Origin of the sequence: Agromyces bauzanensis (assembly GCF_014645655.1) — a bacterium.
Taxonomy (GTDB): Bacteria; Actinomycetota; Actinomycetes; order Actinomycetales; family Microbacteriaceae; genus Agromyces; species Agromyces bauzanensis.
In genome coordinates, this window is record NZ_BMMD01000004.1 from 48,059 (window position 1) to 63,180 (window position 15,122).

The following is a 15,122-nucleotide window of genomic DNA, read 5'->3' on the forward strand; positions in this document are numbered from 1 at the left end:
TCGGATGCCGCGGCTACGCTTGACGGCATGGTGGACTCCGGCCCGGGGCTGCGCTCCGGCGCGACCCCGCTCGCGGTGCGCATGCGCCCGAGGAGCCTCGACGAGGTCGCCGGCCAGCGCCACCTCCTCACCCCGGGGTCCCCGCTCGTGGCGCTCGCGAGCGACCGCTCGGGCGAGTCCGGCTCGGTGTCGGTCATCCTCTGGGGGCCACCCGGCACCGGCAAGACCACGCTCGCCCAGGCCATCGCACGTTCCTCCGGTCGCAAGTTCGTGGAGTTCTCCGCGGTCACCGCAGGCGTCCGCGACGTCCGGCAGGTCATGGAGGAGGCGCGTGCCAGCCGTGACCTCTACGGCCTGTCCACCGTGCTCTTCCTCGACGAGATCCACCGGTTCACGAAGGCGCAGCAGGACGCACTGCTGCCCGGCGTCGAGAACGGCTGGGTCATCCTGGTCGCTGCGACGACCGAGAACCCGTCGTTCTCGGTGATCTCGCCGCTCCTGTCGCGGTCGCTGCTGCTCACCCTCGAGCTCCTCACCGACGACGACCTGGGCGTGCTCGTGGACCGCGCGGTCGACGACCCGCGCGGACTCGCCGGTCGCGTCCGGTTGGAGCCCGAGGCGAGGGCTGCGATCATCCGGCTCGCCTCGGGCGATGCGAGGCGAGCCCTCACGGCGCTCGAGGCCGCCGCGGTCGCCGCGTCGCAGACGGCGACCGAGGGCACCGATGAGCCGACGGATGTCGCGGAGCCGGTGAAGCCCGAGATCACCGCCGACGTCGTGGCGCGCGCCGTCGACCGCGCGCTGCTCCGGTACGACCGGAACGGCGACGAACACTACGACGTCATCAGTGCGTTCATCAAGTCGGTGCGGGGGAGCGACGTCGACGCCGCCCTGCATTACCTCGCGCGCATGATCGAGGCGGGGGAGGACCCGCGGTTCATCGCCCGCCGCATCATCGTGCTCGCCTCGGAGGACATCGGCATGGCCGATCCCGCAGCGCTCGGCGTCGCGGTGGCGGCCGCCGACGCCGTGCAGTACATCGGCATGCCCGAGGGCCGGATCCCCCTCGCGCAGGCGGTCGTGCACCTCGCGACGGCGCCGAAGTCGAACGCGGCCTACCTCGGCATCGACCAGGCGATCGCCGACGTCCGCGCCGGCAAGGCCGGCCCCGTGCCGTCGCACCTCCGCGACGCGCACTACCCCGGGGCGAAGCGGCTGGGCCACGGCAAGGGCTACGTGTACCCGCACGACGATCCCATCGGCGTCGTACCCCAGGAGTACCTGCCCGAGTCGCTGCGCGGCGCCGTGTACTACGAGCCCACCGAGCACGGGAACGAGCGTGAGGTGTTCGCGCGCCTGGCCAAGCTCCGGCGCATCGTGCGCGGAGGCCGTTGAGCTTGGTGCGCCACATCGGCCCCGCGTGATAGCATATCCGTCGGCCTGAAGCCAGATTCTCGAGCGCGGCTGCGAGAGAGTCAACGGCGAATGGGTGCGACCTGTAGCCGGTCCGCCCTTGGTGAATCCCTCTGACACAGACTTCCGGTGCCACGATCGCGCCGTGAATTCACACTTGAGATTCTTCCGAAAGGACATTCGTGTCGAACCAGTCACGTAGCAAGACCCGCCTCTCCCGTGCGCTCGGCGTCGCCCTCACCCCGAAGGCCGCCCGATACATGGAGAAGCGCCCCTACGCTCCCGGCGAGCACGGCCGCACCAAGCGCAAGGCCGACTCTGACTACGCGGTGCGTCTGCGCGAGAAGCAGCGCCTGCGCGCCCAGTACGGCATCCGCGAGAAGCAGCTGCGCATCGCCTTCAACGAGGCGCGCCGCACCGACGGCCTGACGGGTGAGAACCTCGTCGAGCTCCTCGAGATGCGCCTCGACGCGCTCGTGCTCCGTGCCGGCTTCGCCCGCACCATCGCGCAGGCCCGCCAGTTCGTGGTGCACCGCCACATCCTCGTCGACGGCAGGATCGTCGACCGTCCCTCGTTCCGCGTGAAGCCGGGCCAGACCATCGGCGTCAAGCAGCGCTCCGAGGGCACCGAGCCGTTCCAGGTCGCCGCTGCCGGCGGCCACGTCGACGTGCTGCCCAAGCTCCCGGGCTACATCGACGTGCAGCTCGACCAGCTCCAGGCGACGCTCGTCCGTCGTCCGAAGCGCGCCGAGGTCCCCGTGACCTGTGACGTCCAGCTCGTCGTCGAGTACTACGCCGCTCGCTGATCCGCGAGATCGGACAGGGGCCGCGGGGACATCCCGCGGCCCCCGTTCCGTCTTCGGCGGCATCCGCCGCCACTAGACTGTATGGATGTGCGCCGGGCAGTGGTCGCGCGGCTTCGGATCGGTCAGAGGGAGCACTTCGTGAAGAGCATGCTGTGGTTCGCCGTGGGCGTCGCAACCGGCTTCGTCGCCGCGCACCAGCTCAACCAGACCAAGCAGGGCCGGGAGTTCTTCTCGTCGATCGACGCCAAGGCGAGGGCCTTCGGCAAGGCCATCGCCGAGGGCTACCACGAGCGCGACGCCGAGCTGCGCGCAGAGGGCGACGCCTCGTCCACGAGCTGAAGGCCGGCCCCACGACCCGCCCGCGCGACGCCGGGCAGCTGAACCAGAACGGAATCATGCAGACTGCAGACATCCGCCAGCGATGGCTGGACTTCTTCGCCGCGCGCGGCCACACCGTTGTGCCCTCGGCCTCGCTCGTGTCCGACGACCCGACGCTCCTGTTCACGGTCGCCGGCATGGTGCCCTTCGTGCCGTACCTCACTGGACTCGTGCCCGCGCCGTACCCGCGCGCGACCAGCGTGCAGAAGTGCATCCGGACCAACGACATCGAAGAGGTCGGAAAGACCCCTCGGCACGGCACGTTCTTCCAGATGAACGGCAACTTCTCGTTCGGCGACTACTTCAAGGAAGGCGCCATCGCGTTCGCGTGGGAGCTGCTCACCACCCCCGAGGCGGACGGCGGCCTCGGCTTCGACCCGCAGGACCTCTGGGTCACCGTCTACAAGGACGACGACGAGGCCATCGAGCTCTGGAAGAAGGTCGCCGGCCTGCCCGACGAGCGCATCCAGCGCCTCGACAAGGACACCAACTACTGGCACACCGGTCAGCCCGGCCCGGCGGGGCCCTGTTCCGAGATCTTCTTCGATCGCGGCCCGGCATACGGCGTCGACGGAGGGCCGGCGACCGACGACGATCGCTACGTCGAGATCTGGAACCTCGTGTTCATGCAGTACCTGATCGACGACGTGACATCGAAGACCGACTTCCGCATCGTGCGGGAACTGCCGAAGAAGAACATCGACACCGGCATGGGCCTCGAACGCGTCGCCTTCATCAAGCAGGGCGTCGAGAACATGTACGAGATCGACCAGGTGCGCCCGGTGCTCGACCGTGCGGCGGAGCTCTCCGGCCGCACCTACGGCACGAACCACGACGACGACGTGCGCATGCGCGTCATCGCCGACCACGTGCGCTCCTCGCTGATGCTCATGAGCGACGGCGTCGCCCCGTCGAACGAGGGCCGCGGGTACATCCTGCGTCGCCTCCTCCGTCGCACCATCCGCGCGATGCGCCTGCTCGGGGTCGACGGCGCGACCTTCCGCGAACTCTTCGCAGCCTCGCGCGACGCCATGAAGTCGGCCTACCCCGAGGTCGCGCACGACTACGCGCACATCGAGAAGCTCGCGCTCGGCGAGGAGGAGACGTTTCTGCGCACGCTGGTGGCCGGCACGTCGATCCTCGACACCGCCGTCGCGGCGACGAAGCAGTCGGGCCGGGAGGAGCTCGCAGGCGACACCGCGTTCCTCCTGCACGACACCTACGGGTTCCCGATCGAGCTCACGCTCGAGATGGCCGAGGAGGCCGGCCTCGCGGTCGACCGCGGCGCGTTCGACGAGTTGATGACCGCACAGCGCACGCGCGCGAAGGCCGATGCGAAGTCGAAGAAGAAGGTGCTCGCCGACCTCTCGGTGTACGGGCAGTTCCGCGCGCGGGGCGAGACCATCTTCACGGGCTACACCGACCTCACGACCGAGTCCACCGTGCTGGGCCTCATCGTCGACGGGCGGGAGGTGCCCGTCGCGACCGCCGGGCAGACGGCCGAGGTCATCCTGGCCGAGACGTCGCTCTACGCGGAATCGGGCGGCCAGGCTCCCGATCAGGGGCGCATCGTCGGCGACGGCTTCGAACTCCAGGTGATCGACGTGCAGAAGCCCGTCAAGGGGCTCACCAGCCACACCGTGAAGGTCGTCTCCGGTGAAGTGGGCGTCGGCGTGCCCGCGACGACGCTCGTGGACGAGGACTACCGGCGCGGCGCCACCCAGGCGCATTCCGGAACGCACATCGTGCACGCCGCGCTGCGTCAGGTGCTCGGGCCGACGGCGCACCAGTCCGGTTCGTTCAACAAGGCGGGCTACCTGCGCCTCGACTACGGGTGGAACTCGGCGCTCTCGACGGCCACGCGCAGCGAAATCGAGGAGATCTCGAACAACGCCATCCGCGACAACCTCCAGGTCGTGGCTCGCGAGATGCCGCTCGACGAGGCCAAGTCGCTCGGCGCCATGGCGCTCTTCGGCGAGAAATACGGCGATGTCGTGCGCGTCGTGGACATCGGCGGGCCGTGGTCGCGCGAGCTCTGCGCGGGCACGCACGTGTCGACGAGCGCCGAGATCGGCATGATCAACATCGTCGGCGAATCCTCCGTCGGCGCGTCGAACCGCCGTGTGGAGTCGCTCGTCGGCCGTGACGCGTTCACGCGGTTCGCCGCGGAGCGCGCGCTCGTCAACGAGCTCACCACGAGCCTGAAAACCCGCCCCGAGCAGCTGGTCGATCGGGTCGGCGAGCTCGTGGCGAGCCTGAGGGCTGCGGAGAAGAAGATCCAGGCGTACGAGGCCCGTGCGCTCAGCGATCGCGTCCCGGCGCTCGCCGCGAACGCGGTGCGGTCGGGCGACGTGCTCCTCGTCGCCGAGACGGTGGGGCGGCTCGGCTCGGGCGACGCGCTGCGCTCGCTCGCCACCGCCGTGCGCGGGAAGCTCGGCGACGCGGCATCCGTCGTCGCCCTCGCGGCCGAGGTGGGCGGCAAGCCCGTCGCGATCGTCGCGACCTCGCCCGCGGCCCGAGAGGCCGGCGCGAACGCCGGCGCACTCGCCAAGACGATGGCGGCGGTGCTCGGCGGCGGCGGCGGCGGCAAGGCCGACCTCGCGCAGGGCGGCGGCAGCGACCTCTCGGCCATTCCCGCAGCACTCGACGCAGTGCGGCGCGAGTTCGGCCGGTAGTCGGCGCATGCGATCGGGCGTCAGGCTCGGCATCGACGTGGGGCGCGCGCGCATCGGCGTCGCCCGGTGCGATGCCGGAGCCCTCCTCGCAGTGCCCGTCGAGACGGTGCCTCGCGCCGCCGAGGGCGATGCCGACGTGCGCCGAGTCCTCGAGCTGGCAGACGAGTTCGGAGCCTTCGAGCTGGTGGTGGGGCATCCGCTGTCGCTGTCGGGGCAGCCGACGGCGTCGACCGATGACGCCGTCGGGTTCGCCGAGCGCCTCGTGGCCGCGGGTGCCGCCGTGCGGCTCGTCGACGAACGACTCTCGACGGTGAGCGCCCAGCAGGCGCTGCGGGCCTCGGGGCGCTCGGCTCGGAGCCGGCGACCGGTCGTCGATCAAGTTGCAGCGGTTATCATTCTGCAACACGCCATCGACTCGGAGCGGGCGTCGGGCGCCGAGCCCGGACGGCTGCTCACGACAGACGAAGGGTCGTCCCCCCTGTGACCCATCTCCCTCCCGCCTCGCCGGGCGGCAGACGCGATCGGCCTCCGATGACCCGTCGCGAAGTGCGAGAGGCCGAGCAGCGGGCAGCCGCGCTGCTCGCCCAGCAACAACTGGAGCAGGAGCAGGCGGCTGCCGCGCAATCTCCCGCCGCTCCGCCACCTCAGCACTACCCGACGCCGGAGCAGCCTGCCGCCGCCCGACCCGCAGGGCCGCTCGACGCCCCCCGTCGACCCGTGTACGACCGGGGTCCCGTGCAGCAGCAGGCGGCCGAGCAGTGGGCGGCCGAGCAGCAGGCGGCCGCGCAGCAGGCGGCCGAGCAGCAGGCGGCCGCGCAGCAGGCGGCCGCGCAGCAGGCGGCCGAGCAGCCACCGCAGCCGCAGCAGCAGTGGCAGCCCGAGCAGCAACTCGGGCCGTCGGAGACCACGTTCCGTTGGCAGCTCGACGACCCCGACCCCTCGGGGCAGCCTCGCGAGCAGCAGGACCCGCTGCCGTGGAACGACGAGCTGCAGGGTTGGTCGGGCGACCCCGATGACGAGTCGTCGGGGCGGCTGAGCCGCGCCGAGCGACGTGCGCTCAAGCGCGAGGACTACGACGACGAGCGGTCACGCCGGAGGGGCCCGTGGGGATGCCTCGTCGGACTCCTCATCGTCGCCGCGCTCGGCGCGGGCGCCTTCGTCTTCCTGCAAGACCCGATCAACTCCCTCATCGAGCGCTTCACGCCCGCCGAGGACTTCGAAGGCTCGGGCACGGGTGAGCTCGTCTTCATGATCTACGAGGGCGACACCGGGTCGGACATCGCCGAGAACCTCGTCGACGAGGGCGTCACCGCCTCCTACGACGCCTTCTACAACCTTCTCCTCGCACAGACACCGGAGCCCGAGTTCCACCCGGGCGCGTACCGGCTCGCGGAGCAGATGAGCGCGCAGGCCGCGCTCGACGCGCTCCTCGACCCGGCGAACAAGCTCGAGAACACGTTCGTGATCCAGGAGGGGATGTGGGCGAAGAACGCGCTGGCAGAGGCCGCCTTCGTCACGGGCATCCCCGTCGAGGAGCTGCAGGCCGCTGCCGCGAATCCGCAGGTGTACGGCCTGCCGGCCGAGGCCACGAGCATCGAGGGCTTCCTGTTCCCGGCGACGTACACGGTCGAGCCGAACATCACGGCCGACGCGCTCGTGAAGATGCTGGTCGACCGCTCATTCGAGGCGCTCGATGCGGCGGGCGTGGCGCCGGAGGACCGATGGCGAACGATCGTCAAGGCGTCGCTCATCGAGCGTGAGGCAGGACTGCGCGACGACTACTACAAAGTCTCCCGGGTCATCGAGAACCGCCTGAATCCCGAGCTCTTCGACAGCGGCCTCCTGCAGTTCGACTCGACCGTCCACTACGGCATCGGCGACGACTCGGTCGTCACGACGACGGACGCCGAGCGCGCCGACCCGGCGAACCCGTACAACACGTACGTCCATCCGGGCCTGCCGCCCGGCCCGATCGGCAACCCGGGCGACCTCGCGATCGACGCGGCCCTGCACCCCGCCGAGGGACCGTGGCTGTACTTCGTGACCGTCGACCTCGACACCGGCGAGACCGTGTTCTCGGCGACGATCGACGAGCACGATGCGGCCGTCGAACGGTTCCTCGCGTGGCTCGAGGAGCACCCGGAGTACGGGAACTGATGCGCCGGCTCGCCGTGCTCGGGTCTCCGATCGCCCATTCGAAGAGCCCCGGGCTGCACCGCGCCGCCTACCGAAGGCTGGGGCTCGATTGGGAGTACACCGCGATCGAGATGCGGGGCGCCGGGCTCGCTGAATTCATCGACGGGCTGGATGCCACGTGGCGCGGGCTCTCGCTGACGATGCCGCTCAAGCAGGACGTGCTGCCGCTCGTCGACGACCTCGACGAGTTGGCGACCATCACCGGGGCGGCCAACACCGTGCTCTTCGATGACGGCGTGCGGCATGGGTTCAACACCGACGTCGGCGGCATCGTCCGCACGCTCGGCGAGGCGGGCGTGGGCATGGTGCGCCACGGCCTGATCCTCGGCGGCGGCGCGACCGCGGCGTCCGCCCTCGCCGCGGTGGCGGAGCTGGGCGCCTCGCACGTGCGCGTGCTGGTGCGTCGCCCCGGTGCCGCGGCCGAGCTCGCGAAGCTCGGCGGGCGCCTCGGGCTCGTCGTGGAGGAGGGTCGGCTCGACGAGCTCGCGGGGATCGAGGACGCGGAGCTGGTCGTGAGCACCGTGCCGGGCGGAACCGACCTCGGCGTGGGGCCGCGCGCCGCGCTCGCACGGCGCGCGACGCTCCTGGACGTGGCATACGACCCGTGGCCGTCGCCGCTCGGTGCGAGCTGGATCGCGGCGGGCGGGATGGTCGTGCATGGCCTCGGGATGCTCCTGCACCAGGCTCTCCTGCAGGTGCGGATCTTCGTCAACGGCGACCCGTTCGCGGAGCTGCCCGACGAGGGAGCCGTGCTCGCCGTCATGCGCGAATCCGTCTGACACGGCTGTGGAAGGATAGGGAGCATGCTCCGTTGGCTCACCGCCGGAGAGTCGCACGGGCCTGAGCTCGTCGCGATCCTCGAGGGTCTTCCCGCCGGTATTCCAGTCTCGCTCGACGCGATCCGCGCCGACCTCGCTCGGCGCAAGCTCGGCTACGGCCGCGGCGCGCGCATGAAGTTCGAGCAGGACGAGCTCGCGATCTCGGGCGGCGTCCGGCACGGCGAGAGCCTCGGCAGCCCGATCGCCCTGCGCATCGGCAACACCGAGTGGCCGAAGTGGCAGGAGGTCATGAGCCCCGAGCCCGTGGACCCGGGCACGCTCGGCCGCGGTCGCGGGGCGCCGCTCACGCGACCCCGGCCCGGGCACGCCGACCTCGTCGGCATGCAGAAGTACGGCTTCGACGAGGCCCGCCCGGTGCTCGAGCGGGCGAGCGCCCGAGAGACGGCGGCCCGAGTCGCCCTCGGCGCGGTGGCACGAGCCTTCCTCGGCGAGCTCGGGATCCGCCTCGTGTCGCACACGATCGCGATCGGCCCTGTGCGCGTGCCCGAGGACCGCCCGCTCCCCATGCCGGGAGACGTCGAGCGCCTCGACGCCGACCCCCTCCGATGCTTCGATCCCGAGACCTCCGAGCGAATGGTCGCCGAGGTCGACTCCGCCCATAAGGACGGCGACACCCTCGGTGGCGTGGTCGAGGTGCTCGCCTACGGCGTGCCGCCGGGCCTCGGGTCGTACGTGCACTGGGATCGCCGGCTCGACGCCCAGCTCGCCGGCGCGCTCATGGGCATCCAGGCGATCAAGGGCGTCGAGGTGGGCGACGGCTTCACGACCACGACGCGCCGAGGCTCGGCCGCGCACGACGAACTGCACCAGAGCGACGGGCGCATCGTGCGGGCGAGCGACCGCGCCGGCGGCACCGAGGGCGGCATGTCCACGGGCACCGTCCTGCGGGTGCGCGCCGGCATGAAGCCGATCGCGACGGTGCCGCGCGCGCTGCCCACCGTCGACGTCGCCACGGGCGAGGCCGCGCCCGCGCACCATCAGCGATCGGATGTCTGCGCGGTGCCCGCAGCCGGCGTCGTCGCGGAGGCGATGGTGGCACTCACCCTGGCGAATGCGGTGCTCGAGAAGTTCGGCGGCGACTCGGTCGGCGAGACCCGTCGCAACCTCGAGTCGTACCTCGCGGCCATCCCCGACGCGCTCCTCACCGAGATCGCGACCTCGGAGGTCGCGGGCGATCGTGTCTGAGCGAGCGGGGCTCGCCCTGCCCATCGTGCTCATCGGTGCGATGGGGGCCGGCAAGTCCGCGGTCGGGCAGCGGCTCGCGGCATCCGTCGGTGCCCCCTTCATCGACACCGACGCGCGGATCGTCGAGCGGTACGGACCGATCGAGGAGATCTTCGCACGTCGGGGCGAGGAGGCCTTCCGGGTCGTCGAGCGCGAGGTCGTGGCCGAGGCGTTGCGCGAGGAGGCGGTGATCTCGCTGGGCGGCGGCGCGGTGCTGCATCCCGAGACCCGCAGGGACCTCGCCGACCTGCCGGTCGTGTGGCTGCGCGTTTCGCCCGAGGCGGTGGCCCCACGGCTCACCGGCGGGACCCGCCCGCTGCTCGCCGAGGGTGGGCTCGCGAGGTGGGCGGCCATCCTCGAGGAGCGCACGCCGGTCTACCGGTCGCTCGCCGACCTGGATATCGACACGTCGCGCCGCTCGGTCCCACGTATCGTCCACGACATCGCCGAACGGTTCGGAGGATCACGATGACGGCAGGCGAGACGCGCACGACGATCCGCGTCGGGGGCGAGCCGGGCTACGACGTCGTCGTGGGGCGGGGCGTCCTCGCCGAACTCGGCGACGTGCTCGGTTCATCGGTCCGCAAGGTGCTCGTCGTGCACGCGCCGACGCTCGGCGCACGCGCGATCGCCATCCGCGAGGAACTCCAGGATCGGTTCGAGGTGCTGCTCGCCGAGGTGCCCGACGCCGAGGCCGGCAAGCGCGTCGAGGTGGCGGCGTTCTGCTGGCAGATCCTCGGCCAGGCCGACTTCACGCGCAGCGACGCGATCGTTGGGCTCGGTGGGGGAGCGATCACCGACCTCGCGGGATTCGTGGCGGGCACGTGGCTCCGCGGGGTGCGCGTCGTGCAGGTGCCGACCACCGTGCTTGGCATGGTCGACGCGGCCGTGGGCGGCAAGACCGGCATCAACACGAACGAGGGCAAGAACCTCGTCGGCGTGTTCCATGCCCCGGCCACCGTGCTCTGCGACCTCGAGATGCTCGACACGCTGCCGCGCAACGAGATCCTCGCCGGGTTCGCCGAGATCGTGAAGGCCGGGTTCATCCGGTACCCCGAGATCCTCGACATCATCGAGGCCGACCCCGACGTCGCGACCGACCCGACGTCGCCCGAGTTCCGCCGCGTCGTCGAGCTCGCGATCCGGATGAAGGCGGACGTCGTCTCGGAGGACTTCACCGAGCAGGGGCTGCGTGAGATCCTGAACTACGGGCACACGCTCGGCCACGCCGTCGAGCACGCCGAGCGCTACCAGTGGCGGCACGGCGCGGCGATCTCGGTGGGCATGGCGTTCGCCGCCGAGCTCGGCCGCCTCTCGGGCCGCCTCTCGGACGAGGTCGCCGACCGGCACAAGCGCGTGCTCGACCTGCTCGGCCTGCCCACGACGTATCCCGCCGGACGCTGGAACACGCTGCTCGCGACCATGCAGCGCGACAAGAAGGCCCGCGCCGGGCAGCTGCGCTTCATCGTGCTCGACGACCTCGCGAAGCCCACCGTGATGCAGGCGCCCGACCAGTCGCTGCTGTTCGCGGCGTACCAGGAGATCGGGTCCTGACGGGAACGGCGGGTGGACGCCGGGGGCGTCCACCCGCCGTTCATCCGGCGGTCGCCGCTCAGCGGATCGCGGCCACGGCGACGTCGGGGTTGTCGCTGAACATGCCGTCGAGGCCCGCCTCGACGAAGACGCGGATCTCGCCCGCGAGGTCGCCGATGCCGGCCGGGTCGCTGCTCGAACGGAACTCCGCGGGCAGGAACACGTTCTCACGCCGGAACGTCCAGCCGTGCACGTCGAGCCCCGTGCGGTGCGCGTCCTCGATGACCGGGCTCGGGGCGCCGAGCGTGCCGTCGGCATTGCGGGGGATGACGACGTTCTTCTCGACGCCGATGCCATCGGCGTAGCCGGCGATCTCGGCGAGCCCGGCGGGGGTCACGAGGTCGGCGTAGGTGCGCGCATCCCCGGCGACGGTGAAGTCGTACGGCCGACCGCTCGAGCTGATGAGCTGGGCGAGTGCGACCTCCGTCATGCCGTCGAGCTCCTTCAGGTTCGCGACCTCGAAGCTCTGCACGATCACCGGGGCGTCGGCGTCGTCGACCCCGTTCGCCGAGAGCTGGGCAACGAGCGGCTCCTCGAGGGAGAGGCCGATCGAGTCGAAGTACGACGGATGCTTCGTCTCGGGGTACACGCCGATCGGCTCGCCCTGGCAGCTGGTCGAGTGACGGGCCAGGTCGATGACCTCGTCGAGCGTCGGCACCTGGTAGAGCCCGTTGAACGCCGTGTTCTCGGGACGGACCTGGGGCAGCCGCTCGATCGCGCGGAGCGTCTTCAGCTCGGCGAGCGTGAAGTCCTCGGTGAACCAGCCCGACACCGTCACCCCGTCGATGGTCTTCGTGGCCATGCGGTCGGCGAACTGAGGGCGGGACGCGACATCCGTCGTGCCGCTGATCTCGTTCTCGTGACGGGCGACGAGCACGCCGTCCTTCGTGGCGACCACGTCGGGCTCGATGAAATCGGCGCACTGCGTGATCGCCGTCTCGTACGCGGCGAGCGTGTGCTCGGGTCGGTAGCCGCTCGCGCCGCGGTGGGCGACGACCGTGATGTCGGAGGAGGGCACGCGCTCCTTCTCGAGGTCGATGACGTCGAACTCGGTGTCATCGGGCGTTCCCGTGATGCGTGCATCGTTGCCGGGGTAGTTGTTGTCGTTGCCGATGAGCAGGCGTCCGTCCCGGAGGCGCACGACGGTCTCGAACGACTGCACCGGCAGCGAGAACGCCTCGCCCGTGCCGTATCCGTCACCCGCGCCGATCAGGTCGGGATTGGCGATCCGCAGCGCATCGAGCACGAGCGACTTCTCGACGTAGCCCTCGTCATCGATGCGGGACAGGTCGATCTCGTAGACGCGCTTCGTGACCGACTGGTCCCCTTCGAAGTCGTCGCGTTCCACGAGCAGCAGCACATCGCTGCGCACCGTGAACGCATCGCCCACGACGTTCGCGTCCTGGTCGGCCTGGTAGCTCCAGGTGCGATCCGTGTAGGCGCCCGTCTTCGTGTCGAACTCGAGGATCTCGCGCCGCCGGAGGTCGGGGTCGTCGGCGTAGGGGCCCTCGAGGACGGGGTAGAGGTAGCGTCCGCTCGCGCTGCCCGCCAGGGCCTCGAACCCGCGGCTCGGGCGCACTCGCGGCGTCTCGCCCGCGGCGAGGTAGGGGTTCTGGGGCGACTTGGCTCCGCCGGGCAGCGAGTAGGGCTTCTCGAGGAGCGTGCCGTCTGCGTCGAAGTGCAGGAGGAACGGACCGAACTCCTCGCCGACCCAGAACGAGCCGTCCTTCGCTTGAACGACGGATTCGACGTCGAAGTCGGCCCCGGTGAGGAGGCGCTCGGCCGTGGACTCGTTCACGATGGGGAAGTCGAGCACGCCGTTCGCGTCGTTGTAGGAGATGAAGCGCTCGATCTCTATCTGGCCCGCGCCGCCCTCGGCGGTCTCCCAAGCGGGGCGGACGAGGTAGTTGCGCAGCAGGAAGTCGGCCGAGTTCGTCTTCGAGCCGAACCCGTTGTCCGGCTGCGCCCAGAAGGTGCCGTCGCCGTTGTCGATCATCGCCGAGAATCCGGGCACGACCTGGCCGGCGAACGGGCCGGTGCGGCCGTTCGCCGGCGAGGCGAGCGCGCCGGATGCCGGCCCGGGCTCGAGGTGGTCGGCCGACAGCGTCGCGCGGGCCACGAGGGTGGGCTCGACGACCTTCTCCGTAGGGTTCTGCGGCTCGCCGTTGCCGGCGGCGTTCGCGGGAGCTGGGATGAGGATGACGGCCGAGGTGGCGGCCGCCGCGGCAAGGGCGAGGATGCGCGTCCGTGCGCGTGCGATGCGATGTGCCATGCACGCCACCCAACCGGGTCGAGCGCACGACGACGTGGCCGGAGTCCATCCCGATGCCGACGAACGGGTGAACGGGAGGCGCGCCCGCCCGTCGACGTGCCACCCGCCGTCATCCCGGCGTTCACCGTGGATAGGCTGGCCGGGTGACCACCACGATCCTCGTCCTCAACGGCCCGAATCTCGGTCGGCTCGGGACCCGCGAGCCCGAGGTGTACGGCAGCGAGACGCTCGCCGACATCGGTGCCGGGCTCGCAGCATCCGTGCCGGACGACGTCGCGATCGACCTGCGGCAGACCGACGACGAGGCCGAACTCATCGGCTGGATCCACGAGGCGGTGGACCGGCGCGTACCGGTGGTGCTCAACCCGGCGGCGTTCACCCACTACAGCTACGCGCTCCGCGACGCCGCCGCGCAGTTGAAGCGGGCCGGCGTGCCGCTCGTCGAGGTGCACCTCTCGAATCCCTACACCCGCGAGACGTTCCGGCACACGAGCGTCATCTCGGGCGTCGCCACCGGAGTCATCGCCGGGTTCGGCGCAGATTCCTATCGCCTGGCGGTCGACTGGGTTCTGCGGTCGCGCGGGTGAGTCGACTACACTCGATCAGTTGCACGCCATCGGCGCGTGCCCTGCGACTTCCTTCGACGATCGGAAACACCACCAATGGCAAGCACCGCTGACATCAAGAACGGCGTCGTACTCAACATCGACGGCCAGCTCTGGAGCGTCATCGAGTTCCAGCACGTCAAGCCCGGCAAGGGTGGTGCATTCGTCCGAACGAAGCTGAAGAACGTCGTCACCGGCAAGGTGGTCGACCGCACCTACAACGCCGGCGCCAAGGTCGACATCGAGAACGTCGACCGCCGCGACTTCACCTACCTGTACAGCGACGGCGACGGCTTCGTGTTCATGGACTCGACCGACTACGACCAGGTCACGGTACCCGCGCCCGTCGTCGGCGACGCGAAGAACTTCATGCTCGAGAACCAGGCCGTCACCATCGCGCTGAACAACGGCAACCCGCTCTACGTCGACCTGCCCGCGTCGGTCGTGCTCGAGATCACGTACACCGAGCCGGGCCTGCAGGGCGACCGCTCGACGGGCGGCACGAAGCCCGCCACCGTCGAGACCGGCTACGAGATCCAGGTGCCGCTCTTCCTCGAGACCGGCACGAAGGTCAAGGTCGACACCCGCACGGGCGACTACCTCGGCCGCGTGAACGACTAGTGAGCGCGCGCACGAAGGCGCGCAAGCGCGCCCTCGACATGCTCTACTCGGCGGACATGCGCCGGGTGCCCGTCGAGCAGGTGCTCGCGGTCGAGGCCGAGCGCGCGGTCAGCGAGCCCGAGCGCCAGGCGTCCTGGCTGTACGCGCGCGAGATCGTCGACGGCATCGTCGACCACAGTGAGGAGATCGACGAGCTCATCACCACGCATTCGCGCGGGTGGACGCTCGAGCGCATGCCCGCCGTCGACCGTGCGCTCCTGCGCATCGGGGTGTGGGAGATCGTCTTCAACGACGAGGTGCCCGACCCCGTGGCGATCTCCGAGGCCGTCGAGGCGGCCACGGTGCTGTCGACGGATGACTCGGCAGGATTCGTGAACGGGCTGCTCGCCGCGATCTCGCACGCGAAGGGTTAGGACCGGCGTCCGAGCTCCACGGCGCACGGTAGACTCGTCGGAGTTGACAACCTTTAAGGCCGTCCCGTGAGGCGGAGAAGGGAGTCG

General features: G+C 70.6%; 14 protein-coding genes. 13 read left to right on the forward strand and 1 reads right to left on the reverse strand.

Features of this window, described 5'->3' with window-relative positions:
- The first annotated feature begins 27 nt into the window (after window positions 1-27).
- The 10 genes from IEX31_RS05185 to aroB all read left to right on the forward strand — a co-directional run bounded on the left by IEX31_RS05185 (window position 28) and on the right by aroB (window position 11,085).
- Entirely contained in the window at window positions 28-1,395 is a 1,368-nt protein-coding gene (locus IEX31_RS05185) for a replication-associated recombination protein A (protein WP_188742384.1), read from the forward strand.
- A gap of 200 nt (window positions 1,396-1,595) precedes the next feature.
- Window positions 1,596-2,219 (forward strand): 30S ribosomal protein S4, encoded by a 624-nt coding sequence (gene rpsD / locus IEX31_RS05190; protein WP_188742385.1) that lies wholly within the window; start codon window positions 1,596-1,598, stop codon window positions 2,217-2,219.
- A 138-nt stretch (window positions 2,220-2,357) separates the two neighbouring features.
- Complete coding sequence (locus IEX31_RS05195; RefSeq protein ID WP_188742386.1) at window positions 2,358-2,558, forward strand: hypothetical protein; 201 nt, start codon at window positions 2,358-2,360, stop codon at window positions 2,556-2,558.
- Window positions 2,559-2,614: 56 nt separating this feature from the next.
- Window positions 2,615-5,272 (forward strand): alanine--tRNA ligase, encoded by a 2,658-nt coding sequence (gene alaS / locus IEX31_RS05200; RefSeq protein WP_188742387.1) that lies wholly within the window; start codon window positions 2,615-2,617, stop codon window positions 5,270-5,272.
- Between the two features lie 7 nt (window positions 5,273-5,279).
- Window positions 5,280-5,756 (forward strand): Holliday junction resolvase RuvX, encoded by a 477-nt coding sequence (ruvX, locus tag IEX31_RS05205; protein WP_188742388.1) that lies wholly within the window; start codon window positions 5,280-5,282, stop codon window positions 5,754-5,756.
- Window positions 5,757-5,803: 47 nt separating this feature from the next.
- Window positions 5,804-7,429: an endolytic transglycosylase MltG gene (gene mltG / locus IEX31_RS05210; protein ID WP_188742389.1), complete on the forward strand. Its 1,626-nt coding sequence runs from the start codon at window positions 5,804-5,806 to the stop codon at window positions 7,427-7,429.
- Window positions 7,429-8,247 carry a shikimate dehydrogenase gene (locus IEX31_RS05215; protein WP_188742390.1) on the forward strand — a complete coding sequence of 273 codons (819 nt, stop codon included), beginning with the start codon at window positions 7,429-7,431 and terminating at the stop codon, window positions 8,245-8,247. The genes mltG and IEX31_RS05215 overlap by 1 nt, the downstream gene beginning before the upstream one ends.
- A gap of 24 nt (window positions 8,248-8,271) precedes the next feature.
- Window positions 8,272-9,492: a chorismate synthase gene (gene aroC, locus IEX31_RS05220; RefSeq protein WP_188742391.1), complete on the forward strand. Its 1,221-nt coding sequence runs from the start codon at window positions 8,272-8,274 to the stop codon at window positions 9,490-9,492.
- On the forward strand, window positions 9,485-10,003 hold the full coding sequence (locus IEX31_RS05225; protein WP_229662127.1) for a shikimate kinase: 519 nt from the start codon (window positions 9,485-9,487) through the stop codon (window positions 10,001-10,003). Before aroC ends, IEX31_RS05225 begins: the two co-directional genes overlap by 8 nt.
- Complete coding sequence (gene aroB / locus IEX31_RS05230) at window positions 10,000-11,085, forward strand: 3-dehydroquinate synthase (RefSeq protein ID WP_188742392.1); 1,086 nt, start codon at window positions 10,000-10,002, stop codon at window positions 11,083-11,085. Before IEX31_RS05225 ends, aroB begins: the two co-directional genes overlap by 4 nt.
- 58 nt (window positions 11,086-11,143) lie before the next feature.
- On the opposite strand, the gene IEX31_RS05235 is transcribed toward aroB, so the two are convergent.
- Window positions 11,144-13,396, reverse strand: a complete 2,253-nt coding sequence (locus tag IEX31_RS05235; RefSeq protein WP_188742393.1) for an esterase-like activity of phytase family protein — start codon at window positions 13,394-13,396, stop codon at window positions 11,144-11,146.
- A 143-nt stretch (window positions 13,397-13,539) separates the two neighbouring features.
- On the opposite strand from IEX31_RS05235, the gene IEX31_RS05240 reads away from it, so the two are divergent.
- From IEX31_RS05240 to nusB, 3 genes are all read left to right on the forward strand, one after another.
- The gene (locus IEX31_RS05240; protein ID WP_188742394.1) at window positions 13,540-13,983 is read left to right on the forward strand and encodes a type II 3-dehydroquinate dehydratase; all 444 of its coding nucleotides are present in this window, start codon (window positions 13,540-13,542) and stop codon (window positions 13,981-13,983) included.
- A gap of 75 nt (window positions 13,984-14,058) precedes the next feature.
- Window positions 14,059-14,622 carry an elongation factor P gene (gene efp / locus IEX31_RS05245; protein ID WP_188742395.1) on the forward strand — a complete coding sequence of 188 codons (564 nt, stop codon included), beginning with the start codon at window positions 14,059-14,061 and terminating at the stop codon, window positions 14,620-14,622.
- Window positions 14,622-15,035: a transcription antitermination factor NusB gene (gene nusB, locus IEX31_RS05250; RefSeq protein ID WP_188742396.1), complete on the forward strand. Its 414-nt coding sequence runs from the start codon at window positions 14,622-14,624 to the stop codon at window positions 15,033-15,035. The genes efp and nusB overlap by 1 nt, the downstream gene beginning before the upstream one ends.
- Window positions 15,036-15,122: the final 87 nt, after the last annotated feature.

Excerpts from the sequence above, each read along its gene's own strand:
- IEX31_RS05185 (WP_188742384.1), top strand. The coding sequence starts at position 28 with ATGGTGGACTCCGGCCCGGGGCTGCGCTCCGGCGCGACCCCGCTCGCG.
- alaS (WP_188742387.1), top strand. The coding sequence starts at position 2,615 with ATGCAGACTGCAGACATCCGCCAGCGATGGCTGGACTTCTTCGCCGCG.
- ruvX (WP_188742388.1), top strand. The coding sequence starts at position 5,280 with ATGCGATCGGGCGTCAGGCTCGGCATCGACGTGGGGCGCGCGCGCATC.
- mltG (WP_188742389.1), top strand. The coding sequence starts at position 5,804 with ATGACCCGTCGCGAAGTGCGAGAGGCCGAGCAGCGGGCAGCCGCGCTG.
- IEX31_RS05215 (WP_188742390.1), top strand. The coding sequence starts at position 7,429 with ATGCGCCGGCTCGCCGTGCTCGGGTCTCCGATCGCCCATTCGAAGAGC.
- aroC (WP_188742391.1), top strand. The coding sequence starts at position 8,272 with ATGCTCCGTTGGCTCACCGCCGGAGAGTCGCACGGGCCTGAGCTCGTC.
- aroB (WP_188742392.1), top strand. The coding sequence starts at position 10,000 with ATGACGGCAGGCGAGACGCGCACGACGATCCGCGTCGGGGGCGAGCCG.
- IEX31_RS05235 (WP_188742393.1), bottom strand. The coding sequence starts at position 13,396 with ATGGCACATCGCATCGCACGCGCACGGACGCGCATCCTCGCCCTTGCC.
- efp (WP_188742395.1), top strand. The coding sequence starts at position 14,059 with ATGGCAAGCACCGCTGACATCAAGAACGGCGTCGTACTCAACATCGAC.